The following is a 14804-nucleotide window of genomic DNA, read 5'->3' as shown; positions in this document are numbered from 1 at the left end:
GTGCCGATCGCTTGTCATCCACATTTTTTATCTACTTACTCAACAGCCATGTTGCTCATTCCCGCTATCGATCTCAAAGACGGTCACTGTGTTCGCCTCAAACAAGGTGACATGGACCAGGCCACCGTATTTTCCGAAGACCCGGGCGCGATGGCGCGCCACTGGCTTGAGCAGGGTGCCCGTCGCCTGCATCTGGTCGACCTCAATGGCGCCTTTGCCGGCAAGCCGAAAAACGAAAGCGCCGTCAAGGCCATCATCCAGGCTGTACGCGATTACGCTGAAGCCAATGGTATCGATGAAATTCCGGTCCAGCTCGGTGGCGGTATCCGCGACCTCGATACCATCGAACGCTATCTCGACGGTGGCCTGAGTTACATCATCATCGGCACTGCCGCGGTCAAGAATCCGGGTTTCCTGCATGATGCTTGTAGCGCCTTTCCGGGCCAGATCATCGTCGGACTCGACGCACGCGACGGCAAGGTCGCCACCGATGGCTGGAGCAAACTTACCGGCCACGAAGTCATCGACCTGGCCCGCAAGTTCGAAGACTACGGTTGCGAAGCCATCATCTACACCGACATCGGCCGCGACGGCATGATGGGCGGTATCAACATGGAAGCCACCGTCAAGCTGGCGCAAAGCATGACGATTCCAGTGATCGCTTCCGGTGGCGTGCATAGCATCAAGGATGTCGAAGCGCTGTGCGCAGTGCAGGGCGAAGGCATCGAGGGCGTCATCTGCGGCCGGTCGATTTACGAGGGCACGCTGGATTTGCGTTCGGCACAAGAGCGTGCCGACACGCTCACGGCCGGGCTGGATCAAGCGATCCCCGGTACCCCATGACACTGGCAAAGCGCATCATTCCGTGCCTCGATGTCACGGCTGGCCGCGTCGTTAAGGGCATCAACTTTCTCGAGCTGCGCGATGCCGGCGATCCGGTCGAAATCGCCCGGCGCTACGATGAGCAGGGTGCCGATGAAATCACCTTCCTCGACATCACCGCGACCTCGGACGGACGCGACCTGATCCTGCACATCATCGAAGCGGTGGCCTCGACAGTCTTCATTCCGCTGACCGTCGGTGGCGGCGTGCGCGTGGTCGAGGACGTGCGCCGTCTGCTCAATGCCGGTGCCGACAAGGTCAGTATCAATTCCTCGGCGATCAGCAATCCGCAACTGGTGTTCGATGCCGCTCAAAAACACGGTTCGCAATGCATCGTTGTGGCGATCGATGCCAAGCGCAGTGGCGATGGCAAGTGGGAAGTCTTCACGCATGGCGGGCGCAAGGCTACCGGGCTGGACGTGATCGAGTGGGCCAAAAAAATGGCTGCGTTCGGTGCCGGCGAGTTGCTGCTCACCAGCATGGATCGCGATGGCACGCGCAGCGGGTTTGATCTGGCGCTGACGGCGGCCGTGTCCGATGCCGTCACTATTCCGGTGATTGCCTCCGGCGGCGTGGGCGGCCTGCAAGACCTCGCCGATGGCGTCAGGATCGGCAAGGCCGATGCGGTTCTGGCCGCGAGTATTTTCCATTATGGTCAACACACAATTGCCGAAGCCAAGCAGTTCATGGCGGCACAACAGATAGCGGTGAGATTGACATGAGTATCAAGGCGAAGTGGCTCAACAAGGTCAAGTGGGACGAGTACGGCCTGGTGCCGGTGATCGCGCAGGAACTCGGTTCGAATGACGTCCTGATGTTTGCATGGATGAACCGCGATGCGCTAGAGCGCACGGTCGAGTCGGGCGAAGCGGTGTACTGGAGCCGTTCGCGCAAGAAGCTGTGGCACAAGGGAGAAGAGTCCGGACACACGCAAAAAGTCCATGACATTCGTCTCGACTGTGATGAAGACGTGGTGCTGCTGAAGGTGGAACAAACGGGCAATATCGCTTGTCACACAGGGCGGCACTCGTGTTTTTTCCAGAAGTTCGAAGGCACGGTTGGCGACGGCGAGTGGGTCAGCGCGGACCCGGTTCTGGTGGATCCGGCCAGCATTTACAAATAACGCGGGAGCGCAGCACAGTTGCGCTGCTCGTACCGATATTCCATGCAAGACACAGGTCGCGATGGCTTGCAGGCCATCACTGAGAGATTCCATGAGTAATACATTGCAAAGACTGGCTGCCGTCATCGAAAGTCGCAAGCTGGCTAACGGCGGTGATCCGGACATATCGTATGTGTCGCGGCTGTTTTCGAAGGGCGACGATGCGATCCTGAAAAAAATCGGCGAAGAAGCCACCGAGACCGTCATGGCGGCCAAGGATGCGCGGGTCGATGGCGATACCAGCAAGGTGATTTATGAATGTGCCGACCTATGGTTCCATTCGCTGATCATGCTGGCGCAATTTAACCTGACGCCGCAGCAGGTGCTCGATGAGCTGGCGCGTCGCGAAGGCTTGTCCGGCATCGAAGAAAAAGCCAATCGCAAATTGATCGAGCGCGAAAAAAACGGCGATTGAACGGGTCGCCGACCCGTTCGCCAGCAACAACTTATCCCCTGCCGGAGTAACTGCATGAGTGCCTGCCTTTTCTGCAAGATCGCTGCGAAACAGATTCCGTCCACCATGATTTACGAGGACGACGACGTGGTGGCTTTCCTGGATATCCATCCTGCCGCGCCGGTACATTTTCTGATCGTTCCGCGGCAGCATGTCGCCACACTGGCCGATTGCACGACCGGGCATGCTGCCTTGCTGGCCAAGATGCTGCTGCTGGCACCAAGGCTTGCTGCAGAGCAGGGTTGCACTTACGCGGTCGATAGCGATGGCGTTGCCAGCGGTGGCTTCAAGACCCTTTTTAACACCGGCCCTGATGGCGGTCAGGAGGTGTACCATTTGCACCTGCATGTGATTGGCGGTCCGAAGCCCTGGCGCGGACAACGCTAAGCCTTAGCCCTTAACCCAACCATCAAATCATCGTAGTACGTTTGCATACGCAAGGAGAAATCATCATGGGTTCATTCAGTATCTGGCATTGGTTGATCGTTCTGGTCATCGTGATGCTTGTTTTCGGTACCAAAAAAATCGGTAGCATGGGGTCCGACCTCGGCAAGGCCGTCAAAGGTTTCAAGGATGGCGTTAAGGGCGACGAAGAAGCCGAGGCCGCTGACGCAAACAAAACCTCCACCGCCAAGTCGGGCGACAAGGCCACCATCGACGTAGACGCGAAAGAGAAGACGAAGAGCTGATACGGTGCCGGCTGAGTTTGCCAGCCGGTCCGGTTCGCCCTGACTCCCCCACATGATAGATCTCGGTCTTACCAAGATTGCCTTGATAGGCGTAGTTGCCCTGGTCGTCATCGGCCCGGAAAAACTCCCTCGTGTCGCACGCATGGCCGGTACCTTGTACGGGCGCGCGCAGCGTTATATTTTGCAGGTCAAATCCGAAGTCAGCCGTGAGATCGAACTCGACGAATTGCGCAAGATGCACAAGGATGTGCAAGAGGCTGCCAGTGATGTCAGTCAGAGCATCTCAAAGAGCGTGAACGAGGTCGGCAGTTCGATGCAATCGGCCTGGACCGGTACGACGACTTATGACGATAACGCCTTACGCGATACCCCGACGCCGGACCAGGTTGCCGTCAAGGCAAAGCTGTTCCGCAAGAAAAAACTGGCGCGCAATTCAGCATTGCCTGGCTGGTACAAGCATCAGAACGGTCGCAAGTCACATGTGATGTCCGGTGCTGCACGGGTTGCCAGATACCGGCCATCAGGCACCGCTGGTAACGGTTTTTTTTCGTGACGGACGGCATCCGTTGCGGTGATTGTTTCTCTCTACTATTTTTTGTTCCCGGCATCCCATCATGAATCCAGATATCCAGTCGGAGGGGTTGCAAGACACCTTCATTTCGCACCTGATCGAATTACGCAATCGGATCCTCAAGGCCTCGATTGCCGTGATCGTGGTGTTCCTGTGCCTGATGCCATGGGCTGGCGATATCTATGATCTGCTGGCGTATCCGATGATGGTTGCACTGCCTGCCGGCAGCCGCATGATAGCCACCGGCGTCATCACGCCATTCCTGATTCCGGTCAAGGTGACCTTGCTGGTGGCGTTCATGATTGCGTTGCCGTGGGTGCTCTATCAGCTATGGGCGTTCGTCGCGCCCGGCCTGTACTCACACGAGAAAAAACTGATTGCGCCGCTGGTGGTCTCATCGTCGGTGCTGTTCGTGACCGGCGTGGCGTTCTGTTATTTCCTCGTGTTCAGCATCGTCTTCAAGTTCGTCAATAACTTCGCGCCGAAGTCGATTTCAGTTGCGCCGGATATCGATGCCTATTTCGGGTTTGTGATGACGATGTTCATTGCGTTCGGCTTGACCTTCGAAGTGCCCATCGTCGTGATCGTGCTAGTCCGTATGGGCATCGTCTCGGTAGAAAAGCTGCGCGAGGTCCGCCCCTACGTGATCGTCGGCGCGTTCGTGCTGGCCGCCGTTGTGACACCGCCGGATATCATGAGCCAGCTCTTGCTCGCCGTCCCTCTGTGCATTCTGTACGAGGTGGGCTTGCTCATCGCACCGATGTTCGCACGCATGACCAAAGCCCCGGAAGATTTGCCGGAGGCCTAAGCCTCACGCAGCCACTGGATCAGTGGCTGCACATCCTTGAAGGCACTGGTCAGATCGCTTTCCAGCGTCGCCGGGGAGCTACCTGTCAGGCCCGTCGCGCTCCAGGCGATAAAGTTCTTCAGTTTGATCGTCTCGATTTGCGGTTCGCCGGCATCGAAACCTTTTGGCGGGCGTGTCAGTTTTCCTTCCTGCTGCAAACCACCATACCGCCTATCAAAATTCTTGCTCTTCAAGACCTTGGCCAGACCACCCGGATCGGCAAGCACATGCTGCCGGATCATCCGGAGCCGATCGGCAGGCGGCATGTATTCGCCACCTGCCACCAGCAAGTTCCCCGCTGCATCAATCTGGAAGTAGTACGAAGGCCCGCCGCCCTGGCTGGGCTTTTTCATTCCATTCGGAATAATTGCCGCTGAAAACGTCGTCTTGTACGGGATCTTGACGTGCGAAAACCGCATGTCACGGTTAATGCGGAAGAGGGCTTTCTTGGGATTGCAATCGGCCACCAGCGGATCGAATCGCGTCATTGCCGCAATCAGGCCGGTCACCAGCTCGAGAAATTCGGCGCGCAGGATGTCGTAGCGTGGCTTGTTCATGACAAACCAGGCACGGTTGTTATTGTCGGAAAGCTCGGCAAGGAATTGGGTCAGGTCGCGAAGATGCATGTGCTTATTCGCTGTCGATCGGGCGTACCTGCTGTTTCGGCCGCTTGCCCACGGTGACCTCCAGCGTGGTCTCCTGCAACTTGCGCTGTACGGTCATGTTGGCTTTGATGCCCGGCTTAAGTTGGGCGATCAGATTCAGCATTTCAGTGGTGTCGGTGACCGGCTTGCCTTCGACGGCTACGAGAATATCGCCCGGACGCATGCCCGCGCGGTCGGCCGGGCCATTGCGCTGGACTCCCGCGATAATGGCGCCGGATTTACGATTCAGGCCAAAGCTTTCGGCCAGTTCCGGCGTGATGTCCTGCGGCTCGACACCAATCCAGCCCCGCACCACCGAGCCGGTCTTGATGATCGATTCCGTGACCATCTTTGCCGTGCTGACTGGAATGGCAAAGCCGATACCAAGCGATCCGCCACTGCGGGAATAGATTGCGGTATTGATGCCGAGCAGGTTGCCATTCGTGTCGATCAGCGCGCCGCCGGAGTTGCCCGGGTTGATTGCTGCATCGGTCTGGATGAAGTTTTCAAAGGTATTGATATTGAGGTGATTCCGGCCAAGTGCCGAGATGATGCCCATGGTGACCGTCTGGCCGACGCCGAATGGATTGCCAATGGCGAGCACCACGTCGCCGACCATGCTTTGCTCGATACGTCCGAGCGTGATCGCCGGCAGGTTTTGCAGGTCCACCCTGACTACGGCAAGGTCTGTCTCCGGATCAGCACCAACGACTTTTGCGACGGCCTTGCGCCCGTCTGCGAACGCGACCTCAATCTCGTCTGCCGCTTCGACCACATGGTTATTGGTCAGAATGTAGCCTTGCGAGCTGATGACGACACCGGAGCCGAGGCTGACTTGTTTTTCATCCTGCTCGGGACGTTCGCCAAAGAATTTCCGGAAGAAGGGGTCATCGAGCATCGGATTACGTGCTTGCCTGGCTCCTTTGGTCGTATAGATATTGACCACCGATGGCATCGCTAGTCGGGCCGCATCCCGATAGGATCCCTGGACTGCGGGCGATGCATTGGCTGGTGCCTCGTGTATTGCTACTGTCGAGGTGCCTAATCGTACTTGCCGGGACGCGCCGGGCAAGTTGTTCAACCACTCGGGTTTGAGCGTTGCAACGATAAACCAGAGAGCAAGTGCTACGGTAGCGGTTTGGGCAAACAGGAGCCAGAGACGTCGCATAAATGAGGGTGGGGGGTCGTTAGTAAAAAGGATTGTCAGGAATGAACGCGGAGAGATCGGATGAGCACAGTCTTATTTGCGCAAGGCATCGCGGATTTCCCGTAATAAAAGTACATCTTCGGGTGTGACGGTAGGCGCCGGTGCCGGTGCAGGCTGCTTGCGTCGGGCGGCATTTACCAGTCGGATCATCTGAAAAATGATAAAAGCCAGAATCAGAAAATTGATCGATATGGTAAGGAAGTTTCCGTAGGCAAGCACTGCACCTGCCTTTTTTGCCTCGGACAATGATAACTGCATTCCCTGACCGTTCAGCGGAATGTAGTAATTCGCGAAATCGAGACCGCCAAAAATCGTGCTGACAATCGGCATGATTAAGTCCTGCACGACGGAATCCACAATTTTGGCAAATGCCGCGCCGATAATGACCCCGACCGCGAGGTCCATGACGTTGCCCTTGGTGGCGAATGTTTTGAATTCTTGCATCATGCCCATGTTTTCTCCTCAGATTGTTGTCAAAATTTGGATTGTACCGTTGCCGTTTGCCGGACGTCATGCGGTATTTGCCTTGCCGTTGTGCTCCAGGTTAAGCCGTCGTCTAAATTAATTGCTGTTGGGATGGTGTTTGGCATGGAACTAAAAAATCAGTCGTCAACTCGAAAGAGTCCCCTGAAAACTCCGTTAAAATACCGCGGGGAACGTGTAATTGCTTTAAAAGGACTGTGGCCTCCGATATAATCTGCGGTTGCTAGAAGTTTCTAACGGAATTCGCATTTTGACTGATTGGGGTTGGTATGAGTAACGAAAAGCAGGTCGATTCCGGTCGACGTGGTTTGCTCGTCGCGACGTGCGCGGCAGGTGGGGTAGCAGGATTGGCAACCGCAGGAGCACTGGTTTCTACATTTGCACCGTCCGAGCGGGCTAAAGCCGCCGGGGCATCGGTGGAAGTCGATATTTCCAGCCTGGTGGCTGGCGAGATGAAGACAGTGGAATGGCGCGGCAAGCCGGTATGGATTCTGAAGCGTACTCCAGACATGATGGCGTCGCTGAAAGATACGAAAAACGACAATGAACTGGCCGATCCTCACTCCGAGCGTAACAAGGATGAGCTGACCCCGGAATATGCGCGCAATGAATTCCGGTCCATCAAGCCAACCATACTGGTTGCCGTCGGCATTTGCTCCCATCTGGGCTGCTCGCCGGGAACCAAGTTCCAGCCAGGTCCGCAGCCGTCGTTACCCAATGACTGGGAAGGTGGTTTCTTATGTCCCTGCCACGGTTCGACCTTCGACCTCGCAGGGCGTGTCTACAAGAACAAACCCGCACCTGACAATCTCCAGGTGCCGCGTCACATGTTTGTTGGCGATGGCAAGATTGTTATCGGCAAAGACGAGAAAGGCGAGGCGTAATCATGGCGTTTCACGAGAAAAAACTGCCGGCCAATGCGCCTATGGCAGACAAGGCCCTGAACTGGGTCGATTCGCGCTTTCCGTTGACCAAGCTCTGGAACGATCAATGGGGCCAGTACTACGCGCCGAAAAACTTCAACTGGTTCTACATCTTCGGTTCGCTGGCAATGCTGGTGCTGGTGATGCAGATCGTGACCGGTATCTTCCTGGTCATGCACTACAAACCGGATGCCAATCTGGCCTTCGCCTCCGTTGAATACATCATGCGCGACGTCCCATGGGGCTGGCTGGTGCGCTACATGCACTCAACCGGCGCCTCCGCGTTCTTCATCATCATCTATTTGCACATGACCCGTGCATTGCTGTACGGCTCGTATCGCAAGCCGCGCGAGTTGATCTGGCTGTTTGGCGTGGCAATCTTTTTGTGCTTGATGGGCGAGGCCTTCTTTGGCTATTTGCTGCCTTGGGGCCAGATGTCATATTGGGGCGCCCAGGTTATCGTTAACTTGTTCGGCGCGATTCCTTTCATCGGTCCGGACTTGTCCCTGTGGATCCGCGGTGACTATGTAGTGTCCGACGCGACGTTGAACCGCTTCTTCGCGTTTCACGTGATCGCCATTCCACTTGTGCTGCTCGGCCTGGTTGTGTCGCATCTGATCGCGTTGCATGAAGTCGGTTCGAATAATCCTGACGGAATTGAAGTCAAGGACACATTGGGCCCCGATGGCCACCCGCTCGATGCCATTCCTTCGCATCCCTACTACTCGGTTCACGATTTGTTCGGCGTATCGATTTTCTTGACGATTTTCAGCGCAGTGATTTTCTTTGCTCCTGAAATGGGTGGTTATTTCCTTGAGTACAACAACTTCCTGCCTGCTGACTCGCTCAAGACGCCTCCGCACATTGCGCCGGTCTGGTATTTCACGCCGTTTTACTCGGTGCTGCGGGCAACGACGTCGCAGTTCCTTTACGCCATGATGGTGGCGGTGGCAGGCTATGTCGCGCTACTGATCCTGAAGTCGCGTCTGACCGGATTGGCCAAGGCGGCATCGGCAGTCATTGGACTGGTGGCAATTGCTTCGATGTTTGTGCTTGATGCCAAGTTCTTCGGTGTGGTGCTGATGGGTGCTTCGGTACTCATACTGGCTGGTATGCCGTGGCTGGATCATTCCGAAGTCAGGTCGATTCGCTATCGTCCAACCTGGCACAAATATGTGTACATTCTTTTCGGAATTTCATTCCTGGTCCTTGGTTACCTTGGCGTATTGCCACCAACGGACGGCCGGACGCTGGTATCGCAGATATGCACCTTCATCTACTTTGGCTTCTTCCTCCTGATGCCTTGGTGGAGTGCCGCCGGAAAATTCAAGCCCGTGCCGAAACGTGTCACGTTCCACCCGCACTAATTCGCCAAGGGATCAAGAATGAAACTGTTTAAAAAATTGATATTGGTGTTGGCATTCGTGCCGGCACTGGCTCTGGCGAATGAAGGCGGTCCGAAGCTGGACCGTGCGCCGGACCACTCTACTGACCTGAGTTCGCTGCAGCATGGTGCCAAACTGTTTGTTAACTATTGTCTGAACTGCCATGCGGCAGCGTCAATGCGCTACAACAGGATGCGCGACATCGGCTTGAGCGAAGATCAAATCAAGGCCAACCTGCTGTTCGCCACCGACAAGGTCGGCGATCTGATGAAGGTGTCGATGGCACCGAAGGATTCCAAAGAATGGTTTGGCGTGGTACCACCTGACTTGTCAGTCATGGCGCGGGCGAAGTCTTCCGGTGCGGGCTCAGGGGAGGACTATCTGTACACCTACTTGCGCACGTTCTACAAGGACGAGAGCCGGCCAACAGGTTGGAACAACCTGGCATATCCGAACACCGCGATGCCGCATGTATTGTGGGAACTTCAAGGCACCCGCGCGGCCAAATACGTCGAGATCAAAGATCCGCATGATGAGTCGAAAATTGAGCATCAGTTTGCCGGTTTCACGCAACTCAAACCGGGCAAGATGAGCGCCATCGAATACGACCAGGCTATCGGTGATCTGGTTGGTTTCATGAGCTGGATGGGCGAGCCGGCACAAAATCAGCGCCGTCGCCTCGGGGTTATCGTTCTGCTGTTCATGAGTGTGTTCGTCGTCATCGTCTGGCGTCTGAATGCGTCGTTCTGGAAAGAAGTCAAGTAAGTTGTCTGGCCCGCACGTTGCGGGCAGGTTTGATGGGGTGAGACTGACATCGTCTCACCCCTTTGTTTCTAAGGAACTACAAAATGATGGTTCTCTATTCGGGCACCACTTGCCCGTTTTCACAACGCTGCCGCCTGGTCCTGTTTGAAAAAGGCATGGATTTCGAAGTGCGCGACGTCGACTTGTTCAACAAGCCGGAAGATATTTCGACCATGAATCCCTATGGTCAGGTACCGATTCTGGTTGAGCGCGATCTCATCCTGTACGAATCGAACATCATCAACGAATACATCGATGAGCGCTTCCCGCATCCGCAATTGATGCCGGCTGATCCGCTGATGCGTGCCCGTGCACGGTTGATGCTGTTCAATTTCGAAAAAGAACTGTTTGTTCACGTGCATACGCTTGAAAACGACAAGTCCAAGGGTGCCGAGAAATTACAGGAAAAAGCCCGCCAGGAAATTCGCGATCGCTTGACCACGCTGGCACCGCTGTTCCTGAAAAACAAATACATGCTGGGCGATGAGTTCTCGATGCTCGATGTTGCTGTTGCGCCGCTACTTTGGCGTTTGGATCACTATGGCATCGAGCTGTCGAAAACGGCTGCGCCATTGATGAAATACGCCGAGCGGATTTTTTCGCGTCCTGCCTATATCGAAGCTCTGACCCCATCCGAAAAAGTGATGCGTCGCTGATCTTGCGTTCAATCGCAACGCGCTTTCGCGCATACCGCTTGTGAGTGAGCGGGATGCGCGGCCAGCAGTCTCACCGATAAGATATAGCCGAATCCCATGTCCGAACCCTCTACCAAGCCCTACCTGCTACGTGCCATCTACGAATGGTGCACCGACAACGGGTACACGCCTTATCTGGCTGTGCTGGTTGATGCCAGTACCAAGGTGCCAATGCAGTTCGTCAAGAATGGCGAGATCGTTCTCAACATTAGTTTCGATGCGACCAGCGCGCTGAAGATGGACAATGACCTGGTCCGCTTCAGTGCCCGTTTTGGCGGCGTGTCGCGGGATATTTCGGTCCCTGTTGATAACATTATTGCGATCTACGCCCGTGAAAACGGACAGGGTATGGCGTTTGAAGTGTCGCGCTTGCCAGCCCGGGACGACGACACAGTCACCGAGCCAGGCGATAGCCATAACGGTCCTGCGACCGATCCGGTGAGCACCGGTCCGACGTTGACGTCGGTGCCTTCAGCTTCTCAGGAAAACGGCAGTGACGGTGAGGATCCACAACCGCCAAAAAAAGGCGGTCGTCCGACCCTCACGCGCATTAAATAATCAAGTACAATACGGCTCGTTCAAGTTTCGCCGATTTAGCTCATCTGGTAGAGCACATGATTTGTAATCATGGGGTGGCGGGTTCAAGTCCTGCAATCGGCACCAGTTAAAAAGCCCGTGATCATCAAGATCACGGGCTTTTTGCATTTCGGGACGTTCACAAGCTCAGGCGTTGTGAGCTTTCAAACCGCTCCAGCGCGGCGTCATCTGATGCGTGACACCGACCATGTCGAGGACCCGGCCTACCGTGTGATCAACCATCTCGGCGATGCTTGCCGGACGCTGGTAAAAACCCGGCAGCGGCGGGAAGATGATGCCGCCCATTTCCGTCACCGACGTCATGTTGCGCAGGTGCGCAAGATTAAAAGGTGTCTCGCGGACCATCAGGATCAGCCGTCGTCGCTCTTTCAGAACCACGTCGGCGGCGCGCGTGATCAGATTGTCCGACATCCCCATCGCCACAGAGGCCAGCGTCTTCATCGAACAGGGCGCGACGATCATGCCGTCGGACTGAAACGATCCGCTCGCAATCGAGGCACCGACATCCCGCACGTTGTGGACCACGTCAGCCAATGCGCCAACTTGCTTGCGGTCCATGTCGAGTTCGTGATGCAGGTTCAGAACGCCTGATTCGGACACCATCAGGTGCGTTTCGATGCCACCGATGTCGCGCAGTACCTGCAGCAGGCGCACGCCATAGATCGATCCGGTGGCTCCGGTAATGGCGATGATCAGCCTTCTGGGTGTTCCTGCTGGCGTCACATCAGGCCTTGAGTAGAGTTTGCAGTTCGCCGGATTCAAACATCTCGTTCATGATGTCTGTACCACCAACGAACTCGCCCTTGACGTACAGCTGCGGCACGGTCGGCCAGTTTGAATAGTCCTTGATACCCTGACGGACATCAGCGTCGTCCAGCACATTGATCGTGACGATGTTCTCGACACCGCTTGATTTCAGCAGCTGAATCGCGCGACCCGAAAAACCGCATTGCGGAAATTGGGCAGTGCCCTTCATGAATAGTACGACCGGGTTTTGCGTCACGGTCTCTTGAATCCAGGTTTTAACGTCGCTCATGCTTACCTCACTAGTTTGGTTGGTCATTATAGGAAAAAGGGGCTGCTCCTGCTTGATCAGGATTTGAGTTTGGCAAAGGCCGCTGCCATCGCATTGCCGGCGTCGGGCTGGCGGGTCTGCTGCATCTGCTGATGCTGATGCTGCGAGAGTCGCTTCGCATCGTTGCGGTCGGCGCGCTGTTCGACCTTGGCACCTGCCACTGGCGCACTATCAGTCAGGCGCATGGTCAGCGCAATGCGCTTGCGTTTTTCGTCCACTTCCAGCACTTTCACGCGCACCACCTGGCCTGCCTTGACCACGCTATGCGGATCTTTCACAAAGGTGTTCGACAGCGCCGAGATGTGGACCAAGCCATCCTGATGCACGCCGATATCGACGAACGCACCGAATGCGGCAACGTTGGTGACGACGCCCTCGAGGATCATGTCGGGACGCAAATCCCGCAACGCTTCAACACCCTCCTTGAAGGTCGCCGTAGTGAATTCCGGACGTGGATCGCGGCCCGGTTTTTCGAGTTCCTTCAGGATGTCGGTGATCGTCGGGACCCCGAACGTGTCATCGGCATAGCGCGCCGGATTGAGGGACTTCAGCAAGCGCTCGTCACCAATCACTGCCTTCACATCCTTCTGGATATCGGCCAGAATTTTTTGCACCAGCGCATAGGATTCCGGATGGACGGCTGACGCATCCAGCGGATTGTCGCCGCCCGTCACGCGCAGGAATCCGGCGGCCTGTTCGAAGGTCTTGTCGCCAAGGCGGGGTACGTCGCGCAATGCCGCACGCGATGTGAAGGCACCCTTCAGGTCGCGGTAAGTGACGATGCTTTGTGCGACGCTGCTGCTCAACCCCGACACCCTCGCCAGCAGTGGTGCTGAGGCTGTGTTGACATCGACGCCAACGGCATTGACGCAATCCTCGACCACCGCATCGAGCGAGCGTGCCAGCTGGGTCTGGCCGACATCATGCTGGTACTGGCCGACGCCAATCGACTTCGGATCGATCTTGACGAGTTCCGCCAGCGGGTCCTGCAAGCGCCGTGCAATCGACACGGCACCGCGAATCGAGACATCCATATCCGGCAATTCACGCGAGGCAAACTCCGACGCCGAATACACCGACGCGCCGGCTTCCGACACCACGATCTTGGTCATCTTCAGTTCCGGGCGCAGCTTGATCAAGTCCTGTGCAAGCTTGTCGGTTTCGCGCGAGGCAGTACCGTTACCGATCGAAATCAGCGTGACCTTGTGTTTCTCTGCCAGTTGCGCCAGCGTGTGCAGCGAACCATCCCAGTCATTGCGCGGCTGGTGCGGATAAATCGTACTGGTATCGACGACCTTGCCGGTGGCATCGACGACGGCGACCTTCACGCCGGTCCGCAAGCCCGGATCGAGTCCCATCGTGGCGTGCTGACCGGCCGGAGCGGCCAGCAACAGCGCTTTCAAATTGAGTGCAAAAACGTTAATCGCCTCGACTTCGGCGCGCTCGCGCAGGCCGGTCATCAGCTCGGTTTCCAGATGCATGAAGACCTTCACACGCCAGGCCCAGCGCACGGTGTCGGCCAGCCATTTGTCGGCAGGCCGGTTCTGATGGCGCACGCCGAAGCGCGCTGCGATACGGCCTTCGCAGGGATTGTGCGGAGCATCCCATTTCGGTTTCTCCGGCTCGGTATCAAGGCGCAGCAGAACCGTCAGCATTTCTTCGCGACGGCCACGGAACAGCGCCAGCGCGCGGTGCGACGGGATCGTTCCCAGCGTTTCCGAGTAGTCAAAATAGTCGGCGAACTTGGCGCCGGCATCCTGCTGGCCGTCAATGACTTTCGATTCAACGATGCCGTGTTCGGTCAGGTATTCGCGCAGCGCCTGCAGCAAGGTCGCGTCTTCGGCAAAGCGTTCCATCAGAATCTGGCGTGCGCCGTCGAGCGCGGCCTTGGTATCGGCGACGCCCGGATTGTCGCCGCTGTCGGTGCTGAAAGCCGGCTTCAGATACGCCGCGGCAGTGACTTCCGGATCCAGCTGCGGGTCCGCCAGCAGGGCGTCGGCCAGTTCGGTCAGGCCGGCTTCGGCGGCGATCTGCGCCTTGGTGCGGCGCTTGAGCTTGAACGGCAGGTACAGGTCTTCGAGCCGGGTCTTGTCTTCGGCGTGCAGGATCATGTCGCGCAGCGCCGGCGTCATTTTGTTCTGTTCTTCGATGGCGCTGACGATGGCGCTGCGACGCGCTTCAAGTTCACGCAGATAGCGCAGGCGCTCCTCGAGCAGACGCAACTGGATATCGTCGAGACCGCCGGTGGCTTCTTTGCGATAACGGGCGATGAACGGCACGGTCGCACCTTCGTCGAGCAGGGCAATGGCCGCGGCGACCTGGGCCGGACGGGCAACTAGTTCAAGGGCGAGGCGTTGTTCGATGGATGGCAGCATGGCGTGTCGGG

General features: G+C 56.7%; 19 protein-coding genes and 1 tRNA gene. 14 read left to right on the top strand and 6 right to left on the bottom strand.

Going from position 1 to position 14804, the window contains the following annotated elements:
• Positions 1-48: 48 nt before the first annotated feature.
• From hisA to tatC, 8 genes are all read left to right on the top strand, one after another.
• A complete protein-coding gene (hisA, locus tag RHM62_RS00260; RefSeq protein WP_322123616.1) occupies positions 49-843 on the top strand; it encodes a 1-(5-phosphoribosyl)-5-[(5-phosphoribosylamino)methylideneamino]imidazole-4-carboxamide isomerase in 795 nt (264 codons plus the stop codon).
• Positions 840-1604 carry an imidazole glycerol phosphate synthase subunit HisF gene (gene hisF / locus RHM62_RS00255; RefSeq protein ID WP_322123615.1) on the top strand — a complete coding sequence of 255 codons (765 nt, stop codon included), beginning with the start codon at positions 840-842 and terminating at the stop codon, positions 1602-1604. Before hisA ends, hisF begins: the two co-directional genes overlap by 4 nt.
• The gene (gene hisI, locus RHM62_RS00250; RefSeq protein ID WP_009667856.1) at positions 1601-2005 is read left to right on the top strand and encodes a phosphoribosyl-AMP cyclohydrolase; all 405 of its coding nucleotides are present in this window, start codon (positions 1601-1603) and stop codon (positions 2003-2005) included. Before hisF ends, hisI begins: the two co-directional genes overlap by 4 nt.
• 91 nt (positions 2006-2096) lie before the next feature.
• Positions 2097-2459, top strand: coding sequence for a phosphoribosyl-ATP diphosphatase (locus RHM62_RS00245; RefSeq protein WP_322123614.1), 363 nt, complete (start codon positions 2097-2099; stop codon positions 2457-2459).
• A 54-nt stretch (positions 2460-2513) separates the two neighbouring features.
• Positions 2514-2885: a histidine triad nucleotide-binding protein gene (locus RHM62_RS00240; RefSeq protein WP_322123613.1), complete on the top strand. Its 372-nt coding sequence runs from the start codon at positions 2514-2516 to the stop codon at positions 2883-2885.
• Between the two features lie 65 nt (positions 2886-2950).
• The gene (gene tatA / locus RHM62_RS00235; RefSeq protein ID WP_322123612.1) at positions 2951-3187 is read left to right on the top strand and encodes a Sec-independent protein translocase subunit TatA; all 237 of its coding nucleotides are present in this window, start codon (positions 2951-2953) and stop codon (positions 3185-3187) included.
• A gap of 52 nt (positions 3188-3239) precedes the next feature.
• Positions 3240-3740: a Sec-independent protein translocase protein TatB gene (tatB, locus tag RHM62_RS00230; RefSeq protein WP_322123611.1), complete on the top strand. Its 501-nt coding sequence runs from the start codon at positions 3240-3242 to the stop codon at positions 3738-3740.
• Between the two features lie 61 nt (positions 3741-3801).
• On the top strand, positions 3802-4566 hold the full coding sequence (gene tatC, locus RHM62_RS00225; RefSeq protein ID WP_322123610.1) for a twin-arginine translocase subunit TatC: 765 nt from the start codon (positions 3802-3804) through the stop codon (positions 4564-4566).
• On the opposite strand, the gene RHM62_RS00220 is transcribed toward tatC, so the two are convergent.
• The 3 genes from RHM62_RS00220 to mscL form a co-directional block, all read right to left on the bottom strand.
• Complete coding sequence (locus RHM62_RS00220; protein WP_322123609.1) at positions 4563-5231, bottom strand: DUF2461 domain-containing protein; 669 nt, start codon at positions 5229-5231, stop codon at positions 4563-4565. The genes tatC and RHM62_RS00220 overlap by 4 nt on opposite strands.
• Positions 5232-5235: 4 nt before the next feature.
• Positions 5236-6417: a trypsin-like peptidase domain-containing protein gene (locus RHM62_RS00215; RefSeq protein ID WP_322123608.1), complete on the bottom strand. Its 1182-nt coding sequence runs from the start codon at positions 6415-6417 to the stop codon at positions 5236-5238.
• A 72-nt stretch (positions 6418-6489) separates the two neighbouring features.
• A complete protein-coding gene (mscL, locus tag RHM62_RS00210) occupies positions 6490-6909 on the bottom strand; it encodes a large conductance mechanosensitive channel protein MscL (RefSeq protein ID WP_322123607.1) in 420 nt (139 codons plus the stop codon).
• A gap of 299 nt (positions 6910-7208) precedes the next feature.
• Between mscL and petA the strand changes: the two genes are divergently transcribed.
• The 6 genes from petA to RHM62_RS00180 all read left to right on the top strand — a co-directional run bounded on the left by petA (position 7209) and on the right by RHM62_RS00180 (position 11409).
• Positions 7209-7823, top strand: a complete 615-nt coding sequence (petA, locus tag RHM62_RS00205; protein WP_322123606.1) for a ubiquinol-cytochrome c reductase iron-sulfur subunit — start codon at positions 7209-7211, stop codon at positions 7821-7823.
• A complete protein-coding gene (locus RHM62_RS00200; RefSeq protein WP_322125280.1) occupies positions 7823-9229 on the top strand; it encodes a cytochrome bc complex cytochrome b subunit in 1407 nt (468 codons plus the stop codon). Before petA ends, RHM62_RS00200 begins: the two co-directional genes overlap by 1 nt.
• 18 nt (positions 9230-9247) lie before the next feature.
• Entirely contained in the window at positions 9248-10012 is a 765-nt protein-coding gene (locus RHM62_RS00195) for a cytochrome c1 (protein ID WP_322123605.1), read from the top strand.
• Positions 10013-10095: 83 nt separating this feature from the next.
• On the top strand, positions 10096-10707 hold the full coding sequence (locus RHM62_RS00190; RefSeq protein ID WP_009665482.1) for a glutathione S-transferase N-terminal domain-containing protein: 612 nt from the start codon (positions 10096-10098) through the stop codon (positions 10705-10707).
• Positions 10708-10803: 96 nt separating this feature from the next.
• Entirely contained in the window at positions 10804-11304 is a 501-nt protein-coding gene (locus tag RHM62_RS00185; RefSeq protein WP_322123604.1) for a ClpXP protease specificity-enhancing factor, read from the top strand.
• A gap of 29 nt (positions 11305-11333) precedes the next feature.
• A tRNA-Thr gene (locus RHM62_RS00180) sits at positions 11334-11409 on the top strand.
• Positions 11410-11469: 60 nt separating this feature from the next.
• Here RHM62_RS00180 and RHM62_RS00175 read toward each other — a convergent pair.
• Genes RHM62_RS00175 through RHM62_RS00165 form a run of 3 tightly spaced genes read right to left on the bottom strand, consistent with a single transcriptional unit; the run spans position 11470 to position 14793 of the window.
• Entirely contained in the window at positions 11470-12066 is a 597-nt protein-coding gene (locus RHM62_RS00175; RefSeq protein ID WP_322123603.1) for a UbiX family flavin prenyltransferase, read from the bottom strand.
• Position 12067: 1 nt separating this feature from the next.
• Positions 12068-12379, bottom strand: coding sequence for a Grx4 family monothiol glutaredoxin (gene grxD / locus RHM62_RS00170; protein WP_009665479.1), 312 nt, complete (start codon positions 12377-12379; stop codon positions 12068-12070).
• A gap of 56 nt (positions 12380-12435) precedes the next feature.
• A complete protein-coding gene (locus RHM62_RS00165; RefSeq protein WP_322123602.1) occupies positions 12436-14793 on the bottom strand; it encodes a Tex family protein in 2358 nt (785 codons plus the stop codon).
• Positions 14794-14804: the final 11 nt, after the last annotated feature.

Source organism: Actimicrobium sp. CCC2.4 (genome assembly GCF_034347385.1).
GTDB lineage: Bacteria > Pseudomonadota > Gammaproteobacteria > Burkholderiales > Burkholderiaceae_D > Actimicrobium.
Note: the sequence above shows the minus strand (reverse complement) of the source record. Positions and strands in the feature narration are given on the sequence as shown.

Bases quoted from the DNA above. Each gene is read 5' to 3' on its own strand.
- hisA (WP_322123616.1), top strand. From the start codon at position 49: ATGTTGCTCATTCCCGCTATCGATCTCAAAGACGGTCACTGTGTTCGC.
- hisF (WP_322123615.1), top strand. From the start codon at position 840: ATGACACTGGCAAAGCGCATCATTCCGTGCCTCGATGTCACGGCTGGC.
- hisI (WP_009667856.1), top strand. From the start codon at position 1,601: ATGAGTATCAAGGCGAAGTGGCTCAACAAGGTCAAGTGGGACGAGTAC.
- RHM62_RS00245 (WP_322123614.1), top strand. From the start codon at position 2,097: ATGAGTAATACATTGCAAAGACTGGCTGCCGTCATCGAAAGTCGCAAG.
- RHM62_RS00240 (WP_322123613.1), top strand. From the start codon at position 2,514: ATGAGTGCCTGCCTTTTCTGCAAGATCGCTGCGAAACAGATTCCGTCC.
- tatA (WP_322123612.1), top strand. From the start codon at position 2,951: ATGGGTTCATTCAGTATCTGGCATTGGTTGATCGTTCTGGTCATCGTG.
- tatB (WP_322123611.1), top strand. From the start codon at position 3,240: ATGATAGATCTCGGTCTTACCAAGATTGCCTTGATAGGCGTAGTTGCC.
- tatC (WP_322123610.1), top strand. From the start codon at position 3,802: ATGAATCCAGATATCCAGTCGGAGGGGTTGCAAGACACCTTCATTTCG.
- RHM62_RS00220 (WP_322123609.1), bottom strand. From the start codon at position 5,231: ATGCATCTTCGCGACCTGACCCAATTCCTTGCCGAGCTTTCCGACAAT.
- RHM62_RS00215 (WP_322123608.1), bottom strand. From the start codon at position 6,417: ATGCGACGTCTCTGGCTCCTGTTTGCCCAAACCGCTACCGTAGCACTT.
- mscL (WP_322123607.1), bottom strand. From the start codon at position 6,909: ATGGGCATGATGCAAGAATTCAAAACATTCGCCACCAAGGGCAACGTC.
- petA (WP_322123606.1), top strand. From the start codon at position 7,209: ATGAGTAACGAAAAGCAGGTCGATTCCGGTCGACGTGGTTTGCTCGTC.
- RHM62_RS00195 (WP_322123605.1), top strand. From the start codon at position 9,248: ATGAAACTGTTTAAAAAATTGATATTGGTGTTGGCATTCGTGCCGGCA.
- RHM62_RS00190 (WP_009665482.1), top strand. From the start codon at position 10,096: ATGATGGTTCTCTATTCGGGCACCACTTGCCCGTTTTCACAACGCTGC.
- RHM62_RS00185 (WP_322123604.1), top strand. From the start codon at position 10,804: ATGTCCGAACCCTCTACCAAGCCCTACCTGCTACGTGCCATCTACGAA.
- grxD (WP_009665479.1), bottom strand. From the start codon at position 12,379: ATGAGCGACGTTAAAACCTGGATTCAAGAGACCGTGACGCAAAACCCG.
- RHM62_RS00165 (WP_322123602.1), bottom strand. From the start codon at position 14,793: ATGCTGCCATCCATCGAACAACGCCTCGCCCTTGAACTAGTTGCCCGT.